The organism is Nostoc sp. 'Peltigera membranacea cyanobiont' 232, from assembly GCF_002245985.1.
In the GTDB taxonomy this organism is placed as follows: domain Bacteria; phylum Cyanobacteriota; class Cyanobacteriia; order Cyanobacteriales; family Nostocaceae; genus Nostoc.
Genome location: NZ_NOLK01000022.1, coordinates 14797 through 37360, shown reverse-complemented (window position 1 = coordinate 37360; position 22564 = coordinate 14797). Strand labels below are relative to the sequence as shown.

Annotated in this window: 16 protein-coding genes; 8 read left to right on the top strand and 8 right to left on the bottom strand. The window is 42.4% G+C overall.

Going from position 1 to position 22564, the window contains the following annotated elements:
- The first annotated feature begins 72 nt into the window (after positions 1 to 72).
- Positions 73 to 1893 carry an ABC transporter ATP-binding protein gene (locus tag CDG79_RS10060; protein WP_094342010.1) on the top strand — a complete coding sequence of 607 codons (1821 nt, stop codon included), beginning with the start codon at positions 73 to 75 and terminating at the stop codon, positions 1891 to 1893.
- A 454-nt stretch (positions 1894 to 2347) separates the two neighbouring features.
- On the opposite strand, the gene CDG79_RS10055 is transcribed toward CDG79_RS10060, so the two are convergent.
- A complete protein-coding gene (locus tag CDG79_RS10055) occupies positions 2348 to 3304 on the bottom strand; it encodes a hypothetical protein (RefSeq protein ID WP_094342009.1) in 957 nt (318 codons plus the stop codon).
- Positions 3305 to 3915: 611 nt separating this feature from the next.
- Between CDG79_RS10055 and CDG79_RS10050 the strand changes: the two genes are divergently transcribed.
- The gene (locus tag CDG79_RS10050) at positions 3916 to 6027 is read left to right on the top strand and encodes a M3 family metallopeptidase (protein ID WP_094342008.1); all 2112 of its coding nucleotides are present in this window, start codon (positions 3916 to 3918) and stop codon (positions 6025 to 6027) included.
- Between the two features lie 403 nt (positions 6028 to 6430).
- Here the strand turns inward: CDG79_RS10050 and CDG79_RS10045 are convergent, their stop codons facing one another.
- Together CDG79_RS10045 and CDG79_RS10040 are read right to left on the bottom strand one after the other, a co-directional pair.
- Positions 6431 to 6886 (bottom strand): pentapeptide repeat-containing protein, encoded by a 456-nt coding sequence (locus CDG79_RS10045; protein ID WP_094342007.1) that lies wholly within the window; start codon positions 6884 to 6886, stop codon positions 6431 to 6433.
- A gap of 312 nt (positions 6887 to 7198) precedes the next feature.
- Positions 7199 to 8062, bottom strand: a complete 864-nt coding sequence (locus tag CDG79_RS10040; RefSeq protein ID WP_094342006.1) for an alpha/beta fold hydrolase — start codon at positions 8060 to 8062, stop codon at positions 7199 to 7201.
- Positions 8063 to 8268: 206 nt separating this feature from the next.
- Between CDG79_RS10040 and CDG79_RS10035 the strand changes: the two genes are divergently transcribed.
- Genes CDG79_RS10035 through CDG79_RS10020 form a run of 4 tightly spaced genes read left to right on the top strand, consistent with a single transcriptional unit; the run spans position 8269 to position 11123 of the window.
- A complete protein-coding gene (locus CDG79_RS10035) occupies positions 8269 to 9087 on the top strand; it encodes a DUF1206 domain-containing protein (protein ID WP_094342005.1) in 819 nt (272 codons plus the stop codon).
- Between the two features lie 33 nt (positions 9088 to 9120).
- Positions 9121 to 10266 carry a glycoside hydrolase family 10 protein gene (locus CDG79_RS10030; RefSeq protein WP_094342004.1) on the top strand — a complete coding sequence of 382 codons (1146 nt, stop codon included), beginning with the start codon at positions 9121 to 9123 and terminating at the stop codon, positions 10264 to 10266.
- A gap of 12 nt (positions 10267 to 10278) precedes the next feature.
- Positions 10279 to 10710: a DUF2358 domain-containing protein gene (locus CDG79_RS10025; protein ID WP_094342003.1), complete on the top strand. Its 432-nt coding sequence runs from the start codon at positions 10279 to 10281 to the stop codon at positions 10708 to 10710.
- Between the two features lie 11 nt (positions 10711 to 10721).
- Positions 10722 to 11123, top strand: a complete 402-nt coding sequence (locus tag CDG79_RS10020; protein WP_094342002.1) for a helix-turn-helix domain-containing protein — start codon at positions 10722 to 10724, stop codon at positions 11121 to 11123.
- A 228-nt stretch (positions 11124 to 11351) separates the two neighbouring features.
- On the opposite strand, the gene CDG79_RS10015 is transcribed toward CDG79_RS10020, so the two are convergent.
- Both CDG79_RS10015 and uvrA read right to left on the bottom strand, forming a co-directional pair.
- Complete coding sequence (locus tag CDG79_RS10015) at positions 11352 to 11570, bottom strand: DUF4926 domain-containing protein (protein WP_094342001.1); 219 nt, start codon at positions 11568 to 11570, stop codon at positions 11352 to 11354.
- Between the two features lie 16 nt (positions 11571 to 11586).
- Positions 11587 to 14475, bottom strand: coding sequence for an excinuclease ABC subunit UvrA (gene uvrA, locus CDG79_RS10010; RefSeq protein WP_094342000.1), 2889 nt, complete (start codon positions 14473 to 14475; stop codon positions 11587 to 11589).
- A 182-nt stretch (positions 14476 to 14657) separates the two neighbouring features.
- Here uvrA and CDG79_RS10005 point away from each other — a divergent pair, with 182 nt between their 5' ends.
- Positions 14658 to 15383 carry a Uma2 family endonuclease gene (locus CDG79_RS10005; RefSeq protein ID WP_094341999.1) on the top strand — a complete coding sequence of 242 codons (726 nt, stop codon included), beginning with the start codon at positions 14658 to 14660 and terminating at the stop codon, positions 15381 to 15383.
- Positions 15384 to 15446: 63 nt separating this feature from the next.
- A complete protein-coding gene (locus tag CDG79_RS10000; RefSeq protein WP_094341998.1) occupies positions 15447 to 16154 on the top strand; it encodes a Uma2 family endonuclease in 708 nt (235 codons plus the stop codon).
- Between the two features lie 469 nt (positions 16155 to 16623).
- Here CDG79_RS10000 and CDG79_RS09995 read toward each other — a convergent pair whose 3' ends face one another.
- From CDG79_RS09995 to CDG79_RS09985, 3 genes are all read right to left on the bottom strand, one after another.
- Complete coding sequence (locus CDG79_RS09995; RefSeq protein ID WP_094341997.1) at positions 16624 to 19998, bottom strand: AAA-like domain-containing protein; 3375 nt, start codon at positions 19996 to 19998, stop codon at positions 16624 to 16626.
- A gap of 170 nt (positions 19999 to 20168) precedes the next feature.
- Positions 20169 to 20795, bottom strand: coding sequence for a type I restriction endonuclease (locus CDG79_RS09990; protein ID WP_094341996.1), 627 nt, complete (start codon positions 20793 to 20795; stop codon positions 20169 to 20171).
- Positions 20796 to 20861: 66 nt separating this feature from the next.
- The gene (locus CDG79_RS09985; protein WP_094341995.1) at positions 20862 to 22502 is read right to left on the bottom strand and encodes an AAA-like domain-containing protein; all 1641 of its coding nucleotides are present in this window, start codon (positions 22500 to 22502) and stop codon (positions 20862 to 20864) included.
- Positions 22503 to 22564: the final 62 nt, after the last annotated feature.

Sequence of the window (22564 nt, the reverse complement as noted above, 5' to 3'; positions counted from 1 at the left end):
TTGACTAATTTGTATTACGTTTGTAGTATATAAATTCCAAGCTCACGATCGCGCTCTTGGACGGTGTGCATCATGGCCAAATTTCAAGATATTGTCAATTACTTTCGCTCTGACTGGAAGCTGAGTGTTTTCAGTATTACAGCATCTAGCATCTACGAAATTATTGATTTGGTTGTTCCTTATGCGATTGGGCAGATTTTAAATGTTTTGTCTAATCAACCTTTGGATAAACCACTTCAAAGTGCGATCGCAACTTTTTCGGACATCACCAATTACCCAGTTAATAAAACTCTATCTTTGGGTATATTACTGAGTTTAATATTTGTTGTCACAGTAGTGAAAGCGCCTGCACAACCTTGGTTAACCCATTGGTTTCATTGGGATATAACCTTAAGGATGCGTCGCCAGAAAGCCCAAACAGCCATAGAAAAAATTCTCACTCTTCCACTAGAATTTTATGATGAAAATAACCCCGGACGTATTGCTGGAAGAATAGCTAGAGGAATTTCTAACCACACTTTTACTTACCCTGAAGTTGCCGGACAGTTTATTCCTAGATTAGTTCGAGTGCTGGCAATTTTTGGATTTATCTTGGTAATTGAGTGGCGAATTGCAATTTTGTATTTGATTTCCTTTGTAGTTATTTTGAGCTTGAGCTTAAAGCATTTAAAGCAGCTGATTTGGCACGAAACTATTCTCGATAAATATTCAGAAGATACGGAAAGTCGTAATTCGGAACTAATCACCAACATCAAAACGGTGAAAGCATTTGCTACAGAAGCTAATGAACTGAAACGGCAAAAGCAACGTTTAGATCGGGAATTAATGGTAGTTGAGTATCGTGTCCACAAAGGATATACCAAACTAGCTACTTGGCAAAGGACTGTAATTCAGTTTTGCGTGTTTACTATCTTGGGTTTGACTCTAGCAGCAACCGTAGATGGAAGAATTTCTCTTGGTCACTTTGTCATGACCTTAACTCTTTCTAGCATGGCTTATGCGGAATTAGAACCTATTAGCAATTTGGGAGAAGTTTTTGCCCGTCGTTATTCTTCGATGATCCGGTTTCACGAATTTCTCCAAGAGCCAACTGCATCTGGTTCAGCGAGTCTTTTAGAAGAGAGTAACCACACAGAATCACCTTATAAATTTACTGGAAAAGTTGAGTTGTCGCACCTCACTTTTGGATATGAAGCCAACCGTCAAGTTTTGCAAGATATCAACTTGTTGATTGAGCCATACCAAACAGTAGCATTAGTGGGGCGTTCGGGTTCTGGTAAGTCTACTTTAGTGAAGTTGCTGTTACGATATTTTGAACCTCAACAAGGTCGAATTTTGATTGATGGTCAAGATATTCGCACTTTGGATGTGGGTAAGTATAGACGGAGATTAGCGATCGTTCACCAAGAAGTAGACGTTTTCAACGGTACTATATTGGATAACCTGACTTATGGTAGGCGAGATGCCAGCTTGGAGCAGGTTAAACAAGCCTGTAGAATTGCCAGAGTCGATGAAGTAGTGCAGCAGTTACCCCAAGGTTATTACACCGTCGTGGGGGAACGAGGTGTCAGGTTATCTGGAGGACAAAGACAACGGTTAGGAATTGCTAGGGCGTTGTTAGTGGAACCAGACGTACTGATTTTTGATGAAGCCACCTCTAGTTTAGATTATGAATCTGAGCGTTCGATTCAGCTAGCGATGCGATCGATTCAGGGTACTTGCACCACTATTGTGATTGCTCACCGTTTAAGTACAGTGCGGGAAGCAGATAAAATTGTAGTTCTAGAGCAAGGCAAGATTGTAGAAGTGGGTAGCCACGATGAACTCTTGCGTCACGAGGGCATTTACCGCCGTTTACACTCCCTGCAAGAAACAGGAGAACTTCTAAGTTAGGGGATATACACATTTTGGATTTTACATTTTGGATTTTGGATTGACCCCATGAATCAATCTACTTGATTCAATCGACTTTATTGACAATACAATAAGGTCGATTTTTCTAATTGTCCCCCGCAAGATTACGTTCTATATTAAATAAAATTACTTTTTCAGCAACATTAAGAAGCTACCAATAGCAGCCTCTTAATAATCATTATGAATTATTGAATATTTAATTTTTTGGAAGTCTCAATTAGAAGTAGCTATTCTCACCTTGGTACAAGGAATTGGCTATTTATTAAAGCTTTTATTGATAAATTACAAAACTAAGTACAGATTTTAACTAATTCGTAGCGAATTAAATTTGACAAGACTCTGTGTCCCTACCCTACGGAAAGGCAAAGCGCATCTGCACTTACCTTTGCTACTTAGTGCGTTTAAAAACGCTACGATTTCACGCAAAACTGTACTAAGATTTACTCTTCTCAGCTTCTTTCTGCGCCGCCTCACTATATTTCTTATATAGTTGAGTCCGAATTTTAGCTTCCTGATAACGGCTGTGATTTTGTGGTACCTTACTCATTAAATCTGAAGCCCGTTGCCACTTAGCAGCGATCTCTAGCCACTGAGTTGAGGTTGTGGCTGTTTTACCAGATGTAGAAGCAAGATTTGCAATTCGCACAGATATTGCAAATGGATCGTCAGATGGCTCATCAAAGCTATTGTTAGGAACGCGAGATGGTGTTTGGGCTTTCCTCTGGTTAGTATTTTCTGTAGTTAAAGATTTAGAAGTTCCTAGTTGCATTAGGTTTTTTAGTTGATCGCCTAACTGGGCATAAACAATCCAACTAAGCAACAACAGTGAGCATAAACCAACTGCTGCTAATACCTTAGTTTTAGGTTTATTATTGTGTTTCTCTTTGTTAATAAGTACCAAAGGACGAGAGACTGGGGTTTTAGGAAAATTTGGTTTTCCTAGTTCAGCTTGAGCGTCTGTGAAATCTTTAATTAGTTGCTTTACAATATTGGGCTGAATTAAGGCAATTTCGTGCGACCAAAGCAATTGGTTGTCGCGATCGCTATCTATTTCTTTTAACCACAGTAATTGTTGTTCCCGAACAATCCGACTATTGATATTGACCCGGCGAATGTGACGCGGGGCGATAGACTCAAGAATTTGCTGGATTTGTTCTACGAGAGGGGATTGCTCAAGTTGCTCTATCCTAGCCGCTTCACACAGAAGTTGTAAGACACCATCAGAAAAAATGGCTCTAGTTCTGACACCAGACTTAGCTAGCTTTTCATTCAATAGCTGAATAATCGCAGCAACACTGCCTTGGTGAGCTTGCCAACCGATATCGTTTATCCGGTCTACCATCTGAGGTTTGGTGATAACTCTTCCACCCTGACTGATTAACGTATTCATTAATTTAGGGACTCTTTTCTACTGACCTTGATCTTGTCTTCGATTTTACGAGTAAAAAGATGAGTTGCCAAATAAAATCACAAAAGTCGAGCCTCCCTTCTCGGTTCGGTAAGGATGCTCGATCGCACTCAGTTAATTAGACACTCCTACGGTTTGAAAGCGTAGGATTCTTGAACTGAAACCGTACTTTCAGGGTAACGCCCATGCTGACGGCCGAGCTACCTGTTTGACATAGTACATGATGATGTCTTTTTGCGATCGCACGAGCTTAAGTTGAAGTAGCTAAATATTATCAGGCTCAACACCGAGACTTCTGTTGATTGAGAACTGGGTAAGAGACTAGTCATAATTAGCCACCTGATTGAGAATATGGGTGGATGACTATATTATCTCAGAGACTTTCGCTGAGATTTCTGGAACTGTCATCCTGTCAGATATTGTTCACAATCGAAACAAAATAGCTGTATCAGGATAAATTTATGATTAATTCTCGCTTTTTTTGCCTTTTTGTTCAGAATGGCAAGATTATTTAGTGCAGCGATCGCTACATTAGAAGATATATAAATAAAAATCATTATTGATTTTTATTAGTTCGCGGTTCACACAAAACTATGAGTGCAAGTACCATTATTTCCGAAAATCCCTTACTCCAAGGCGTTGGCTTACCTCCCTTTGCAGAGATTAAACCAGAACGAGTAGTACCAGCTTTCAATCAGTTGTTGGCAGAACTTGACCAGCAGCTTGCCACCCTAGAGGCTAATGTACAACCTACTTGGAGTGGTTTAATAGAACCCTTAGAAAAGCTTACAGAACGGCTTACCTGGAGTTGGGGGGTGGTGAATCATTTAATGGGTGTTAAAAATAGCCCGGAACTGCGCGAAGCTCATGAAATAGTACAGCCACTAGTCGTACAATTTATCAATAAGCTCGGTCAAAGCCAACCCATCTACAATGCTTTTAAAGCACTCCGTACCAGCGATAATTGGGCAAATTTAGAATTAGCTCAACAGCGCATTGTAGAAGCTGCCATCCGGGATGCAGAACTTTCTGGTGTTGGCTTGGAAGGAGAGGCAAGAGAGCGTTTCAACGCCATACAAATGGAGTTAGCGGAACTTTCTACCAAATTTTCTAACCATGTACTTGATGCCACTAAAGCTTTCAGCTTAACCCTAACAACACAAGCAGAAATTGACGGTTTACCACCAAGCTTAGTGAGTCTAGCAGCTCAAGTTGCTCGTGCAGCTGGCGAAAGCAACGCCACGCCAGAAAATGGCCCCTGGCGGATTACTTTAGACTTTCCCAGCTATGGCCCTTTCATGCAGCACAGCACCCGTCGAGATTTGCGTGAAAAACTCTACAAAGCTCATATCACCCGCGCTTCATCTGGCGATTTGGATAACAACCCCTTAATTGAGCGTATTTTAAAGTTGCGTCAAGAACTCGCAGATATACTAGGCTTTAAAAGTTTTGCCCAATTGAGCCTTGCTAGTAAAATGGCTCCCAATGTTGAGGCAGTCAACGCCTTATTAGAAGAACTACGCCGTGCTAGTTATGATGCTGCTGTCAAAGACTTGGTAGAACTCAAAGCTTTTGCCGCAGCACAGGGAGCAGCAGAAGCTGAAGACTTAAAACACTGGGATATCACCTTTTGGGCAGAACGCCAACGAGAAGCAAAATTTGCCTTTACCGCAGAAGAATTACGTCCCTACTTTCCTCTTCCCCAAGTATTAGATGGTTTATTTGGACTAGTCAAGCGGCTGTTTGGTGTTACTGTGACTCCTGCCGATGGTCAAGCCCCAGTATGGCATGAGGATGTCCGTTATTTTCAAATTGCTGACGAAACTGGTTCTCCCATAGCCTATTTCTACTTAGACCCCTACAGCCGTCCAGCAGAAAAACGTGGAGGTGCTTGGATGGATGTGTGCATCAATCGGGGCAAAATCACTGAAAATGGTGTCACTGCCATCCGCTTACCAGTAGCTTATTTGGTGTGTAATCAAAGTCCTCCCATAGATGGTAAACCTAGTTTAATGACCTTCTATGAAGTAGAGACCTTGTTCCACGAATTTGGTCATGGACTGCACCATCTGCTTACTAAGGTTGACTATCCCGGAGCCGCAGGCATCAATAATGTGGAGTGGGATGCAGTAGAGCTACCTAGTCAGTTTATGGAAAACTGGTGCTATGAGCGACCCACTTTGTTTGGTATGGCGAAGCATTACAAAACTGGTGAAGCCCTACCGGAGCATTATTATCAAAAGCTGCTAGCGGCGCGTAATTATATGAGTGGTACTGCCATGTTGCGGCAGATTCACCTGAGCAGTCTTGATTTAGAACTCCACTATCGCTATCACCCTGGTAGTAATGAAACTCCATCAGATGTGCGCCATCGCATAGCCAAGACTACTACCGTTTTACAGCCGCTTCCAGAAGATGCTATTTTATGTGCTTTTGGACATATTTTTGAGGGTGGTTATGCGGCGGGTTACTACAGTTACAAGTGGGCTGAGGTACTGAGCGCTGATGCTTTTGCCGCTTTTGAAGAAGCTGGGCTAGAAGATGAAGAGGCTATAAAAGCTACAGGTCGGCGTTATCGGGATACGGTGCTGGCGCTTGGTGGTGGTCAGCATCCAATGGAGGTGTTTAAAACTTTCCGAGGTCGTGAACCAAGTACGATCGCTTTACTCAGGCACAATGGTTTAGTCAGTGCTGCTGTAAATTAAACAACACCTCTGTGGAGACGTTGCAATGCAACGTCCCTAATCACCAACTGAACCAGATTGACTTATCGCTCTTCTATGACTCTGGAGAGAGAATAATCCAAGCGATTAGAAATCGCGGCTACACAAACTCTCATCCGCCTGCGCGGACTAACGCCAAAATAGGGTTTTAAATTTAATCTGACGAGAGTAATAAAAGAGCGTTATGTCACTAGTTGTGATTTTTTCGTCTGCATACCGACTCAATCCCAATAAGAAACCCCCTCTGCTTGCGTCATAGTAAAGTGATTACAAAACAGAGGGGGTTTATTTTTTATTTTTTTATAGGCAGACTCTAAAGACAATACTGGCAAACAACCAGTTTCTCTGATGTTGTGTTTATTTTAACCTGCCTACTTAGTTCAGTCTATTTCCAATCGGGAATCTCGGCATCTTCTCCACCAATCCCGATTCCAGTGTTAAATATTTCAGCATCAGTTAGATTGAGATCGTTCATTGATGCTTTATACACATTAGAATCGTGAATCGTCGCGCGAGTAAAATTTACTCCGTTGAGATTAGTTTGCTTCAAATTCACATTGGTTACATAAGCTGATGTTAGGTTAGCACCTGCCAAGTTAGCACCTGTTAAGTCAGCACCTTCGAGGTTAGCCCCTACGAGGTTTGCTCCTTGGAGCTTCGAGCCTCTCAAGTCAGCACCAATTAAATGAGCGCCACTGAGGTTAGCTCCCGATAAATTACACTGGATGCATTCCCCAGTTGAAAGCAGCTTTTGTAAATCCTGCGGATTTTCGGCTCTAACCGAGCTAGCGAAAAATAGGGGAGTTGCTAAGGCCATGGCCGCTAATAGCTGGAGTTTCATATATTTTCCCCCTTAATAATCAAGTTGCGTCCGTTCTGTCCCTCACAACTCTATTATCTCACTAAACTTCGTAAGGTCAATCTATCTATGTACTAACAAGTTGATTGCGATCTGAAACAGCTACGATCGTGAGATAAAAAATGCCATATATCCTGTTTATGGTCGATTTTTACCCGATAAATCCTAAAAAGCTGATAGTGTTAAATCTCTGTTAAATCTTTTTCAGGGCTTGCACTACTCGCCATAATTTGGCTACTTTGATAAGTATTTATACTTGATGAAGTGATTTGATTGCAAATTAGCAAATTTAGCTTAAGTCTTTATAAATTCCCGTATATACTGATTAACCAGTTCAGGCTGTTCTTGCTGTACCCAATGGCCAGAATTAGGAATGTACTTGATTTGAAAATCCCGGACATAAGCTGTGGTATCGTAGGTTAGTTCTTTGCCAAGTGCGGTGTCATTTTCTCCCCAAATCATCAGTGTTGGCACTTCCAGAATGCCCCAACTTGGATTTAGCATTCTCTGCTGAAAAATATTGCGATAGTAGTTCAACATTGCTGTGAGGGCACCACGTTTTGCAGCGGCATCTTTATAAGCCTCAATATCCGCTTTGGTAAAAGCATTCTTGTTAACTGCTGTACCTTTAAAAACCGTTTCAATTGCTTGGTAGTCTGAAGATTGTAAAAATAATTCTGGTATCCACGGTATTTGAAAAAGGAAGATGTAGTAACTACGCTGCAACTGTTGAAGAGTTCGTAAACCTTGAGCAAATTTGGCAGGATGAGGCAGGTTAAGGATAATTAATTGCTCTAACATTTCGGGATGAGCATAAGCAAAACTCCAAGCGATCGCACCACCCCAATCATGCCCGACTAATACACATTTTTGGTATCCTAATCCTTTAATTACTCCCTCAACATCTTTAATAAACTCATCCATTACATAAGCGGATTGCTCGCTTGGTTTATCACTGTCGTTGTAGCCCCGCAAGTCAATGGCGACAACTTTAAAATTTTGGGCAAATTCTGGGATTTGATGCCGCCAAGAATACCAAAACTCAGGAAACCCGTGCAACATCAACATTAAGGGGCCTTCACCTTGGGTAACGTAGTGTAGTTTCACCCCATTGGTAGTTATATACTCGTGTTTCCAAGAAGTTTCTATCATAGACATAATTCATCACAATTCAGAATTATAAAATACTAAATATTAATACTTTACTTAATAAGTGTAATATGATTTTTAGCAACCTCACATCTATTAAAAGACAGTATTACAATAGTGATTTATTACAAAATAATTAGACAATTTGCCCTGGGATAGATGTGAATCGTGGGTAAATTTTGGTAAAAGGTAGATATAATTATCATCCAACTACCATGACACAACAGTTGACAAACCATGCTTCATTGTGGGTTGAGCGACTGGGACGATTTGGCTATGTTTCCAAGGGAGTAGTTTACGGTATAGTTGGAATACTGGCAGCACAGGCGGCTTTTGGCAGGGGTGGTAAAACAACTGATACCCAAGGCGCTCTCCAAACAATTGTCAACCAGCCATTTGGGAAATTTTTGCTGGCTTTAGTTGCAATTGGCTTGATTGGATACGTAATCTGGCGTTTTGTACAAGCAATTAAAGACCCAGAAAATAAAGGTAATGATGCCAAAGGTTTGGCAGTGCGAATTGGTTACGCAGTTAATGGCTTAATTTATGCAAGTTTAGCCTTAAGTGCTGTGAAAATCGTTACGGGTACAGGCGGCGGTAAAAATAGTAGTGATTCTACTGAAGATTCGACAGCACGTTTGCTTTCTCAACCCTTTGGTGAATGGTTAGTTGGAACTGTGGGAGCGTTTGTAATTGCTCTAGGCTTCTATCAGTTTTATCAAGCTTTTAGTGGAAAATTTCGTAAAGAACTCAATTTAAGTAAGTTAAGCAACACACAAGCTAAATGGGTAATGAGGATTTCCAGATTTGGTTTAGCAGCACGGGGTATAGTATTTTGCATTATTGGTTGGTTTTTAATTGAAGCAGCAAGACAGTCGAACGCCGCCACCGCAGAAGGTTTGGATGAAGTATTACAGACGCTAGCGCAACAGCCTAACGGAGCATGGCTTTTGGGTATTGTGGCACTAGGTTTGGTTGCCTATGGAATTTACACAATAATACAAGCGCGGTATCGTCGGCTAGTCAATATTTAGATGGTGCAGTGCCGAGAATTTTAATTTATAGAAATGGCAATAATAGAAACCCGTGGTATTTGGCTGACCACTACTGATAGTAAAGTTCTCAGGTCAAAGGAACGCATTGCCGAGGCGATGGATTTCTTGGCCGAGACAGGATTTAATGTGGTGTTTCCCGTTGTTTGGAACAAGGCAGTAACTTTATATCCTAGTCAAACAATGCAGCAGACATTTGGAGTCGAAATTGACCCGATGTCTGTAGGTCGTGACCCTTTAGAAGAAGTGGTGGTTGAGGCGCGGCGAGTTGGGTTGAAAGTCATTCCTTGGTTTGAATACGGTTTTGCCAGTTCCTACAATTTGAATGGTGGTGTACTTTTACAGAAAAAACCGGAATGGGCTGCGCGTGATTTTAATGGTAACTTACTGAAGAAAAACGGCTTCGAGTGGTTGAATGCACTCGACTCACAGGTGCAGGAATTCTTTTTGAACTTGGTGCTGGAAGTTGCGAATAATTACGATGTGGATGGTATTCAAGGTGACGATCGCTTGCCAGCATTACCCTGTGAAGGTGGTTATGATGAGGGAACTGTCACTCGCTATCGCCAGGAATTCGATCGCAATCCGCCACAGAATCCCAAGGATAGGCAATGGTTACAGTGGCGTGCAGATATTCTGACTGAGTTTTTGGCGCGTCTCTACCGGGAAGTGAAAGCGGTGAATTCTAATTTATTAGTAGCGATCGCACCTAATATTTATGATTGGGCATTCCAGGAATATCTGCAAGACTCGCCCACATGGCTGAAGCGGGGAATAGTTGACATGATTCAGCCACAGATTTATCGCCGTGATTTTAGGAGTTATCAGGCGATCGCTGATAAACTAGTAAACCAGCAGTTCACAGATGCGACGTTGCCCAAGTTAGCACCGGGAATACTGATGAAGCTTGGCTCTTACTGCATTAGTCGAGAATATCTGGTGCAGGCAATTGAATACAATCGCCAACTTGGAATTCAAGGTGAGGTATTCTTTTTTTACGAAGGTTTGCGCGAGAATAATAATAGCCTAGCTAAAGTTTTGCGAAATGGCCCCTATGCTAAGTCTGCATTATTTCCTACTCTGTCAGATTTGAGTGTGGGTAGTGTGAGTAATAAGAGTACATCTTCGATTTGGCAAAGGTTGTTAAAAAAGATTTTTTAAGGGAAAAGGCGCGTGGAATCTCAATTTTCGGTGGAACAGGTAATTAAGACTTTAAAAGAGGATTTACCAACACTTTTTGAAAAAGATATTTCTTATGATATTTATACACAGGATATCTATTTTAAAGACCCGATAAATACATTCAAATACAAATTTAACTATCGGATTATATTTTGGACTTTGCGATTTCACGCTCGGCTATTTTTTACTCAAATTTACTTTGATGTGCATGAGGTTTATCAGTCAGACGAAGACACAATTTTAGCAAAGTGGACAGTGCGGGGAGTGTTGCGTGTTCCCTGGAAAGCAGGTTTGCTTTTTAATGGCTATTCAACTTATAAACTCAACCCAGATAATTTGATATACGAGCATATCGACACATGGGATCGCAAACCAGGGGAGATTTTACGGCAGTTTTGGCAAAGGGGAGAGATGGCTAATTAGCTATTGGAAAAATGACCCTTACTTTTAGCTCAGACATTTACAGCCAATTGCTGTCTCAACATCAACCTCGGATTATCAAGACAGAAGAGGAAAATGAGAAGTTTTTAGAAACTGTTGAAGAGTTGCTTTCTCGTTCTCATCTGACTCCTGAAGAAAATGCTTTGTTGGAATTATTGGTAAAACTGATTGAGGATTTTGAAGATAAGCACTATCAGCTTAATTCCTCAACACCTTATTCAAGACTCTTGCATTTGATGGAAGCTAGGGGTTTGGGACAAGCTGATTTGGTAGAAATTATTGGTTCGAGCGAGATTGTTGCTAAAATCATTAGCGGTGAGTTAGAAATCACTAAAAACCAAGCTGAGGCTTTAGGAAAATTTTTTCATGTTTATGCAAGTTTGTTTATTTGTTGATTTTCTAGATGGTAAAAGTATATAAGAAGCTACAGAGGAATTACAAAATGATTTACTAGGTAATAAAATTATAGAATAAATGTAGTGTGCGATAGCCTTGTTTAACTTTTTCCGATACCGCCAAATCTTGACAAAACGTTCAAAAACTAAGCATTCTGAGGGTTTTTTATTTGAAAAATAAAAATACTGATCTGAAAACCGACCTCAAAAGTAACGTAGGGAGGGCAGTTAAACCAATAATGTTTTCCCAACAATTGGTTGATGATATAAAGTCATTAGCTTGCTAGCATTTAAAGTTTCTATGGCATAAGCTTTTCCTGTTAAGTCGCTGAATTCTACTTCAAAAACTCCAGGTTCATATTCTTCTACAATCGTTCCTACTTGACCGCGATACAATCCCAATTCTGGTAAGTCTTCGGTTAGGGCAACTACATCTAATAATTTCATTGGTATTACCTCATTGCTAAGATTTCACCGCCGGATACTGTTTCAAAACTTGCTTTAAATATTGCCCAGTATAAGACCTGGGATTTTTTGCAACTTCCTCCGGTGTACCCACAGCAATTAATTCTCCGCCTTTGTCGCCACCTTCTGGCCCCAAATCTATCACCCAGTCAGAACAACGAATTACATCTAAGTTGTGTTCAATTACTAATATTGAATTACCTTTATCTACCAATCTTTGCAACACATCTAACAATTTATGGACATCGTAAAAAGATAATCCTGTTGTCGGTTCATCTATTAAATAAAGTGTCTTACCTGTGGCGCGTCGAGATAGTTCTGTTGCTAATTTTACCCGTTGCGCTTCACCACCAGATAAGGTAGTCGCAGGTTGTCCTAGTTGAACATAACCCAACCCGACATCAAATAAAGTTTGCAAACGCGCGATCGCTTTGGGTATATTCTGGAAAAAGTCTAAACTCTCTTCAACTGTCATTCTCAGAACATCAGAGATAGACTTATCTTTATACTTCACCTGCAAAGTCTCGCGGTTGTATCTTGCACCTTTACAAATTTCGCATTGCACGTAAACATCTGGGAGAAAGTTCATTTCAATCACATTTACACCCTGTCCGCTACAAGCTTCGCAACGTCCACCTTTAACGTTGAAGGAAAATTGTCCAGGTTTATAGCCTCTAGCTTTGGCTTCTACTGTTTGGGAAAAGACATCTCGAATGGCATCGAAAATTCCTGTGTAAGTTGCAGGGTTAGAACGTGGTGTGCGTCCAATGGGAGATTGATCGATAACGATCGCTTTATCAACCGCGTTTAATCCCTGAATTTTATCCAAATGTCTGGGTAAGGGAACTTTCTTCGTTAAATGGTGTTGCAGAGATGGGTACAGTAATTCGTTAATTAGGGTAGATTTACCAGAACCAGACACACCAGTTATGGAGACGAGTTTACCTAATGGAATGTCTACATCTATATTTTGTAAATTGTTGCGATGGGCATTTTTAATTCCCAAACTGCGCCCATTTCCTTCTCGGCGTTCTGCTGGTGTGGTAATTACTCGCCTTCCTGATAAATATGCACCCGTTAAGGAATCTTCTGCTGCTAATAATGCCTGAAAATCTCCTTGGGCAATAATATTTCCGCCGTGAATTCCTGCGCCAGGGCCAATATCAACTATATGGTTAGCTGCGCGAATTGTTTCTTCATCGTGTTCAACGACAATTAATGTATTACCTAAATCGCGCAATTTAGTTAAGGTTTTGAGCAATCTGCCATTATCTCGTTGATGCAAACCAATACTCGGTTCATCTAAAACGTAGAGAACTCCTGTTAAACCAGAACCAATTTGCGTTGCTAGACGAATTCGTTGGGCTTCGCCACCGGAAAGGGTCATGGCGGGACGATCGAGGGTGAGATAATCTAAACCGACATCTAACAAAAATTGCAATCTAGCTTTGATTTCTCTCAGGACTAAATCAGCAATTTGTAACTGGCGATCGCTCAACTTAAATTGCTCAATTCTCTCTCGACAATCCCGAATTGATACGGTAGTCAATTCTAAAATTCCATATTGTCCCAACTTCACCGCCAACGCTTCCGGTTTCAAGCGTTTTCCTTTACAAACTTCACACGGTTGATCGATTAAATACTGCTCTAATTTTTGCTTAACTAATTCCGAACCACCCTCATATTGTCGTTGCAAAATGGGAATCGCACCTTTAAAACTCTGCTTTCTTTGTGCCTCTGCGGCTCGTTCATCTTTCTCGCCAAACAAAACAATTTGCTGTTGTTCTTCTGTCAGCTTGCTCCAATTTGTCTGTAACTCAAACCCATAAATTTGTCCGACACTATAGAGTAATTCCAAATAATAAGAATTATCTTTTTCTGACCAAGGCGCGATCGCAGCATAAACTGGCGCTTCCCAGTCGGGTACGATTAAATCAGGCGCAAATCTTCTTAAAGTCCCAATTCCGTGACAGTCGGGACAAGCACCATAAGGTGAGTTAAAGGAGAACAATCGCGGCGATAGTTCCTCCATTACCGCGCCATGTTCTGGACAAGCAAAGTTTTCCGAAAATACTAATTCTTCTTCTTTTTCTTGTCCGTCGTCACCAAGTAGGCTTACCAGAATGGCCGCAATCCCACCAGATTGCTTGAGACACGTAGAAAGAGAATCAACCAAACGCTCCTGAATATCAGCCTTTTTCACCAAGCGGTCAATTACCACTTCGATGGTGTGGGTAAAATTTTTATCCAATTCAATAGAATCTGACAGTTCGCGGATTTCGCCATTGATTCGCACGCGGACAAAACCTTGAGAAGCCAGACTTGACAAAAGCTTACGGTGTGTGCCTTTCTTTCCCCTGACAACGGGTGCAAGGATTTGAAAGCGGGTGCGTTCTGGTAATTCCATGATGCGATCGCACATCTCATCGATTGTCTGGGGTGCAATACAGCGATCGCATATCGGACAATGGGGTTCGCCAGCCCTACCAAATAACAGCCGCAAATAGTCGTAAATCTCTGTCACCGTACCCACAGTAGAACGCGGGTTATGAGACGTTGATTTTTGGTCAATGGAAATTGCTGGACTTAAGCCTTCAATGGCTTCCACATCCGGCTTATCTAGTTGTCCGAGAAATTGGCGGGCGTAGGCGCTGAGGGATTCGACATAGCGACGTTGCCCTTCAGCGAAAATGGTGTCAAAGGCTAGGGAAGACTTACCAGAACCCGAAACGCCAGTGAATACGATTAAGCGATCGCGTGGCAATTCCAAGTCAATATTTTTCAGATTATGCTGCCTAGCACCCCGAATCCGAATGGTATTCTGGCTGTTGTGGCTGGGGTACGGAAGATGTCCATTCAAGGATGCTGCTAGCTGTTGGTCTGACATATTGGGCGGCGAAGAAGGAGTTTCTTATGAAACAGTCCTTAATAATACTATCTTTAATTGATTTATAGTAGAACAATCGTACTGTTTTAATTAGTTCTTCCTCTAGATTCATGCCGCAGACATCCTTAAGAGTCTGCTAATTTGAAAGCATCCCGATTAAATATCCTTCTGAGGGCGAAGCTATGGTGTTGCAAATCCAACCGCCGACCCAGCCAGAGGTCATCTACCCAGATAGTGACGGACAACCAGTGGCTAATAATACTATACAGTTTGGCTGGATTGTAGAAATTAAGCAGAATATAGAGTGGCTATTTGCCGAAGATCCAAATGTATTTGTCGCCGGTGATTTATTTTGGTATCCCGTAGAGGGACGTAACAAAATTGTTAACGCCCCAGATGTCCTGGTGGTATTGGGTAGACCAAAAGGCGATCGCTTGTGCTACCAACAATGGAAAGAGGAGGGAATTGCACCACAAGTAGTGTTTGAAATTCTTTCTCCCAGCAACACCCAAACTGAAATGGACAAGAAATTACTTTTCTATGACCGCTATGGCGTAGAAGAGTACTACATTTACGATCCCGATCGAAATAATTTGCGTGGATGGTTGCGTAGCGAAGATGGATTAGATGTCATCCCCCAAATGGAAGATTGGGTTAGTCCTCTGTTAAAAATTCGCTTTGTTCCATCATCAGAGGTTTTACAGTTATATCGCCCTGATGGAGAAAGGTTTTTAACTTATACAGAAATTTCTCGCAACGCCGAGCAAGAACGGCAACGGGCGGAACTTGCAGAACAAGCTAGAAGAGATGCCATACCCCGATTATTGCAAATGAATTTGACCATTGAACAGATTGCCCAAGCTTTGGCATTGTCAGTGGAAGAAGTGCGAACCCTTGCTCAGGAGTAACGCCGCGTGCAATTTTTTAATCGGGTCATTAGAAATTGAATTTGTACTTGAGATATTCTGATTATGCTAGCCAATGCAGCCACTCATAATGTCACCTGGGAAAAGTTACCTGATGATTTTGTTTTAGACAACGAGCCAGTGGATAACATTAATCAGCCACTCTTGGCTGCTGCTTTAACAGAAAGCTTGGAACTTGCTGGCAGATTACCCACTGATGCTTTAACGATCACTAACTACGGTATCTGTGCCACTTTAAATAATCGATTTGTCGTCAAAGCACCAGATTGGGGTTATGTACCATCTATTCGAGTCTCACGAGAAGAAGTGAAGCGCAGTTATACGCCACGACTCCAAGGTGATATTCCCGTAATTGTGATGGAATTTCTCTCAGATACCGAAGGTGGAGAGTATTCTAGTAAACCGACTTATCCCCCAGGTAAATGGTTTTATTATGAGCAGATTTTACAAGTGCCAAACTATGCCATTTTTGAACCAGATGGCGGAGTTTTAGAAGTTTATCGGCGAGATGATTTAGGACGTTATAAACTGCAAACACCGGATGCAAATAATCGTCACTGGATTGCCGAAATAAATTTGTTTTTAGGCGTATGGCAAGGAAGCCGAGAAAACCGCACAGGTTATTGGTTACGTTGGTGGGATGATAACGGCGAACTATTACTGTGGGGTTTGGAGTTAGCAGCAAAAGAACGCCAGCGTGCAGAGAGATTAGCCGCTCAGTTAAAAGCGCTGGGAGTAGAACCAGAGGTTTAACTAGGAACTTCGACCTTTTTGCTCGGTCGTTCGTGTTCGGAACTCGGAACTTCAGCCTTTTTGCTCGGTCATTGGTGTTCAGAACTCGGAACTTCGACCTTTTTACTCGGACGTTTGTGTTCGGAACTCGGAACTTTGACCTTTTTGCTCGGAGTTCGTGTTCGGAACTCGGAACTTCCACCTTTTTGCTCGGTCATTGGTGTTCGGAACTCGGCGTTCCGAGTTCCGAACTTGAATTTTGTCCCTTTGTTATCAAGCGATGTCTACGACGGGCGTAGCTGCGGCATCCAATACGGTTCGGTTAAGTGCATAGGTCTTAAAGATCCCCCTTAGTCCCCCTTTTTAAGGGGGAAATAGAGCCATTTTTTAGCCCCCCTTTTTAAGGGGGGTTGGGGGGATCGAGTCTTATCCGAACCGTATTGCGATCGCATCCATCACCTACAGCCCTGCCCCCCTGCTTCCCCTCTCCCTACTCCCCCGAACACACCTTAGCCGCATCAGGATGGCTAGCCAAATAACTCTTAAGCCAACTGCAACCCCGTGCTAATAAATCATCAAGATTCAAATTCCACAATTTGATCGTCTTGTCAGCACTGGCGGAAGCTAAAGTTTTGCCATCCGGGCTGAAGACGACGCTGTTGACCGAACTGCTATGCCCACTCAGGGTGGAAATTTCTTTGCCCGTGTCCCGATTCCACAATTTGATTGTCTTGTCAGCACTAGCGGAAGCTAAAGTTTTGCCATCGGGGCTGAAGACGACGCTGTTGACCGTATCGCTATGCCCAGTCAGGGTGGTAATTTCTTTGCCCGTCTCCCGATTCCACAATTTGATCGTCTTGTCATAACTTGCGGAAGCTAAAGTTTTGCCATCGGGGCTGAAGACGACGCTGTTGATCCTACTGCTATGCCCAGTCAGGGTGGTAATTTCTTTGCCCGTCTCCCGATTCCACAATTTGATTGTCTTGTCATAACTTGCGGAAGCTAAAGTTTTGCCATCGGGGCTGAAGACGACGCTGTTGATCCTACTGCTATGCCCAGTCAGGGTGGTAATTTCTTTGCCCGTCTCCCGATTCCACAATTTGATCGTCTTGTCCCAACTTGCGAAAGCTAAAGTTTTGCCATCAGGGCTGAAGACGACGCTCGTGACCAAACTGCTATGCCCAGTCAGGGTGGTAATTTCTTTGCCCGTCTCCCGATTCCACAATTTGATTGTGTTGTCATTACTGGCGGAAGCTAAAGTTTTGCCATCGGGGCTGAAGACGACGCTCGTGACCAAACTGCTATGCCCAGTCAGGGTGGTAATTTCTTTGCCCGTCTCCCGATTCCACAATTTGATCGTGTTGTCATTACTGGCGGAAGCTAAAGTTTTGCCATCGGGGCTGAAGACGACGCTGTTGACCGCATCGCTATGCCCACTCAGGGTGGTAATTTCTTTGCCCGTCTCCCGATTCCACAATTTGATCGTCTTGTCCCAACTTGCGGAAGCTAAAGTTTTGCCATCCGGGCTGAAGACGACGCTCGTGACCAAATTGCTATGCCCAGTCAGGGTGGAAATTTCTTTGCCCGTCTCCCGATTCCACAATTTGATTGTCTTGTCAGCACTAGCGGAAGCTAAAGTTTTGCCATCCGGGCTGAAGACGACGCTGTTGACCGAACTGCTATGCCCAGTCAGGGTGGAAATTTCTTTGCCCGTGTCCCGATTCCACAATTTGATGGTGTTGTCAGCACTGGCGGAAGCTAAAGTTTTGCCATCTGGGCTGAAGACGACGCTGTAGACCGAACTGCTATGCCCCTGCAACTGATTTTGTTCACGAATGTTCAGCAGAATAGTCTGTAAACTAAACAAAGGGCTGTAAGCGGGATATTCTGTTAAAGATTGTTTATCCTTGACCAGACTTTTCAATTCTTTAGAAGCCCGCATCGCTAACAGCAGTCCGTCAATTTCACTTGAATTAAACTGTCGCAGCGCATTTGTTCCATCTTGTTCTAATCGCGTAGCTATTAGGGCATTTTTTCGGGCTGCATCTGCCTCTGTCTTGGCAATCTGCGCTGTTTTCAAATCTCGTTGTGCTTGCTGTTGTTGTTGCTGTGCCTTGTTTAGTTCTTCCAAAGCATTTTTCTGGGCAATGTCTGCTACTTTCAGGTCACTTTGAGCTTTTCCTGTTTGTTGTTGTGCCTGTTGTTTTTCTATCGTTGCTTTCTTCGCATCTTCCTCAGCAGACTTTGCCTTTTTTGTTGCGGCTTTAAACTGTTGATTAGCTTTTCTCAAGTTAGCTTCTGCTTCTTTCTCTCTGGCTTCTGTCTTTTTTGCCTGCTGCGATATCTGCTCGTTTTTTTGACGCTGGGCTTCGGCTTCTGTCTTAGCTGTTTTTAAATCTCTGTTGGCATGATTAGCTTGCTGAACACTCTGCTGTGCAAATATTCCCGAAGCAATTGCCCCCACTAGAGCAAAACCCAGCACCACAGAACCAATACGAATCCGTTGATTAGCTTTGTGGTTCGCCTCTGCTAATACCTGCTTTGCCTGTTCTTCTGCCTCCAGCCTTTTCTGCACATCGCGCTTTTCCAACTCTTGGCTAGCAGCTAAAAACTGATAATCCAAATCACTCAAACTTTTACCTACTGCCCATTCTTGGGCATCTTGCAAAGTCTGTCCCCGCAACAAGCGCGACTCATCTTCACGTTCCGACTCAACCCAGGCATTAAATGTATTGGAGTAAGGGCGCAAGTTTGCTAAAATCTTGTCACACCATTCCTGTTTAAACACCTCTGCATAAATCCGGTTATAAATTCGCAGTTTCCCTTCCCGCTTCACCACTAAACCCGTCAGCCGCAGTTCCGTTTGTTCAGGACTATCATCAGTTGCTATCTCTCCCTGCTGCAAAATCTGCTGATACAACCCCAACAATCGCCCAGTCCTCTGTTCCCCACTCTGCAAAATTCTGTCACGAATCGTCTTCAAATGCTCCGGCTCATCTTGCGTCTCCCAATTCTCAATAATCCGCCTTCTTACCAACCCCTCAATTTGGGATTTCTCCTCGTCTGTATAAGACGCGATAAATCGCGTCTCTACAAGGTATTCCTCAATTAACAACTTACAAACTTTTTGCGTCAAAAACGGCTGTCCTCCCGTCCAAGCCAGCACTAGAGCCATTGCATCTTGAGGATTTCCCGTTGCTGCCAAACCCCGCGCCAAGGGTTGCGCCTCTTGGAGTTGAAAGCCAGTTAAATCTATTGCCTGTCCAATATTAAAAGGTGTCCGGCGTTTATCTTGAATCAAATCTGAAGGTGTAGATACGCCAATCAAAGCAAAGGTGAGGCGATTATATTCAGGATGGTCTGCTCGTCGGTTGTAGCAATCGCGGATAACTGCAAAAAAGTCATCTAAGTTGAATGAAAGACTCAGAACGCTGTCAATTTCATCAATAAAAATAACAATATTTTCAGTAATTGTTTGAAGTAATATTGTTTCAATAAACTTGCTAAAGTGCTGTACTGGTGAAAGCAAACCGTTATCAGTCCACCAAGTATCTAAATCAAAAGTTGTATAAATATTAAAACTTCCCACCAGAGTATCAATCACCCCGGCATACCACTGTTCTGGGGTAATATCTGCCGTCCCAATAGCTGTAATATCAACAGCAGCACAAGCAAATCCCTCAGTTTGCAACTGCTGCATTACCTGCACCCGCAAGCTAGATTTCCCCATCTGCCGAGAATTGAGTACATAACAAAAATTCCCAGCCTTCAAGCCTTCATAGAGGTCATGGTCAGCTTGCCGTCTAACATAAGTTAGGGCATTTTGAGGCAGGCTACCACCGACTTGATACTGGTATTGGGTCACGTCGCTTCGCTCCGAATTCAAAATTAAAAATTAAAAATTCAAAATTATGAAATACAACGTGAGTTAGACAAACCTCTCCCTGCTTTGAACTAAAGTTCAAGTCTGTCCCTCTCCGAATCGGAGAGGGACGGTTTTGCGTAGTAAAACCAGGGAGAGGTCATAATTACAAATTACGAATTACGAATTAAATGAGCTAGGTGTTTTAACACTTTCAAGACAATATATATGTCATCACGACTATCTAAAGCAAACAAATCAGATAGAGCGTATTGTGGAGTTTCAGTTTTTAGCAGTTTGATAAATCTAAATTCATTACCATTGGTGACAAACCCAAAAACAGGTTTTGCCGAAGTTGCATCTGCCAACATATAAGCCAATGCTTGTGGAATTGCTGGCACTAAGGAGTAATCTGCTCGTTTTGCCTCAATAACGAGAACCCAAAGTGGAGGATGGAACACTAAGATGTCAATACGTCCTCTGATAATGATGCCTTCGTCTTCAGAAGAAATTCTGACCTCTTGTTCTGAGGCGATGTAGAAAGGCGGTTGATAAAAACCTGCTAGACGCAATAGTGGAGATAGCACTACCATTTTGACTACAGGTTCTAAAATAGGATATTTCGATAGATGCAAATATTCTGTCTTGACTTCGTTGAGAGATTGCTTTTCTAAATCACTCAACTCAGGTAAATCTTGCTGCCACTCTGAAAAAAAAAGTTCGTCGTCTGCAAGGTGTAGACCAAATTCATCGATGAGGTGGGCTAGGGTGATATCTTTTCCTTGAATAAGTTGAACCATTGTTGAGCCTTTTAGTTAAATAGTAATTGCAGATGAAAGTATTTCAGGTCTTCCTAATGTACTTTCTTAATTTTTAATTCCCAAGCGATCGCAAAAATATTGACGATACAATTCACACAGTGGCACTACTTGATTGCCTTGAAACTTAACTAACCCCATACTGCGGAGTTTAAACGCTTCAGTTGTACCTACATCGACGGGGCGATTTGCTGTCATCACTTGTTTGACCGCAGCTAGCAATTCTGTATCCTCTTGCAAATTCAGCCAATGGCGGCGTAAATGGTCACTGTAAGGCCCTTCCTGAGTTGCAGCGATTTTTTGCAGATTTTCCAGCGTCATCCTCCCACGGGCAATTTCATAAAGCGCTACCCGCACTAAATAAGGATGACCACCCACGAGTGTCGTTAATGCTTCAATTTGTGAGTTAGACCAATTGAGTCTGTGACACTGTACCAAGTCTTGTATTTGTGTTTGATTTAAGTCTGGTAACTCAATGGGTAAACCGACATTAAAAGGCGACTGATTAATATTGAGCGGGATATAAACTTCCTTAGAATGCACAATCACTAACCGGAGATTTTTCCAAACTGTCTCATTCTTTGACCGCTCATGCCAAGCGCGTAGTAATCCAAAAAAATCAGCCGCAATTATGGGATGCTTAAAGACTTCATCGACTTCATCCAAACCTATAGCTACGGGGCTATTAATCGCAGGTAATAAATACCGTTGAAAGTAATTTGTACATTTATTCTTACTACCTAAAACACCCTTCCAATACTCATCTAACTTATCGGTTAAATTCAGTTCGTAAGTAATGCTGGCACAGAACCACTGCAAAAACTGATCTAAATTGCCGAGAAATTCTGCATCGGCTGACTGGAAATTTACAGGTGCTGTCTGATAGTCATGTTGACTAGCATGATGGAGAACTCGCGACATGAGGGAAGTTTTGCCCATCTGCCGGGGAGCTTTGATGCGAATTAAGGCCCCTGGTTGGAGAATAGCTTCATAACAGTCTACCTCAATAGGCGATCGCTCCACATAGAAGGCAGAGTTTAGAGCTACCTGCCCTTCTGGATTTTCTAAGATGACTGCTGGTTTTATCTCGGTATCTGGAATAGTTTCGTTAGCAGAGATAGCACCTTGGGGATTGTTCCGACTTTTCAGCACTGGGGTGGAAGATTCTGGAATACTTTCTAAATCAATAGCGCTACAGCCAAACTCGTAAGCATCCTCATAAGACCTATCAGCACCCAGTGCATCATAAAAGCCTACCGCAAATTTAATCGCGGCGCGATCGCCAATTGCTCGATTCATCCCAACTACGCAGTTAATGTGTTGGTAAATTGCCTCAGCTTGCACCTCGCTATAGCAGGCATTTAATAAAATACACTCAATTTTGTCTTTAAATAACTTAAATAGCCTTGCCAGTGACTCTGTACTCACCAGTTGCATTTCCCCTGTATTATTTTCCAAGGCTAAACCTTGATTTCCTCCACCATGTCCAGAAAAATGGATAATATGAGGATTATGATCTAAAAGCGCCCGCCGCAAATCGTCAGGGCGTACTGCCCATTTTGTAATCAGTTCAAATTTATCTCGGCTGCGAGAGCGTTGCAACCCTTCCTGAATTTCCCTTACTTCCTCGTCCAACCGGAGTTTATCTGTCGTCGTGGGATTAGCCGACACAATCAGGATTTTTTTCACAGCGCTATCAACTATTAAATGCAGGCTTCTGGCTTAGATGTAGTTTACTACAGCAGATAACT

Bases quoted from the DNA above. Each gene is read 5' to 3' on its own strand.
- CDG79_RS10060 (WP_094342010.1), top strand. From the start codon at position 73: ATGGCCAAATTTCAAGATATTGTCAATTACTTTCGCTCTGACTGGAAG.
- CDG79_RS10055 (WP_094342009.1), bottom strand. From the start codon at position 3,304: ATGAATACGTTAATCAGTCAGGGTGGAAGAGTTATCACCAAACCTCAG.
- CDG79_RS10050 (WP_094342008.1), top strand. From the start codon at position 3,916: ATGAGTGCAAGTACCATTATTTCCGAAAATCCCTTACTCCAAGGCGTT.
- CDG79_RS10045 (WP_094342007.1), bottom strand. From the start codon at position 6,886: ATGAAACTCCAGCTATTAGCGGCCATGGCCTTAGCAACTCCCCTATTT.
- CDG79_RS10040 (WP_094342006.1), bottom strand. From the start codon at position 8,062: ATGTCTATGATAGAAACTTCTTGGAAACACGAGTATATAACTACCAAT.
- CDG79_RS10035 (WP_094342005.1), top strand. From the start codon at position 8,269: ATGACACAACAGTTGACAAACCATGCTTCATTGTGGGTTGAGCGACTG.
- CDG79_RS10030 (WP_094342004.1), top strand. From the start codon at position 9,121: ATGGCAATAATAGAAACCCGTGGTATTTGGCTGACCACTACTGATAGT.
- CDG79_RS10020 (WP_094342002.1), top strand. From the start codon at position 10,722: ATGACCCTTACTTTTAGCTCAGACATTTACAGCCAATTGCTGTCTCAA.
- CDG79_RS10015 (WP_094342001.1), bottom strand. From the start codon at position 11,570: ATGAAATTATTAGATGTAGTTGCCCTAACCGAAGACTTACCAGAATTG.
- uvrA (WP_094342000.1), bottom strand. From the start codon at position 14,475: ATGTCAGACCAACAGCTAGCAGCATCCTTGAATGGACATCTTCCGTAC.
- CDG79_RS10005 (WP_094341999.1), top strand. From the start codon at position 14,658: ATGGTGTTGCAAATCCAACCGCCGACCCAGCCAGAGGTCATCTACCCA.
- CDG79_RS10000 (WP_094341998.1), top strand. From the start codon at position 15,447: ATGCTAGCCAATGCAGCCACTCATAATGTCACCTGGGAAAAGTTACCT.
- CDG79_RS09990 (WP_094341996.1), bottom strand. From the start codon at position 20,795: ATGGTTCAACTTATTCAAGGAAAAGATATCACCCTAGCCCACCTCATC.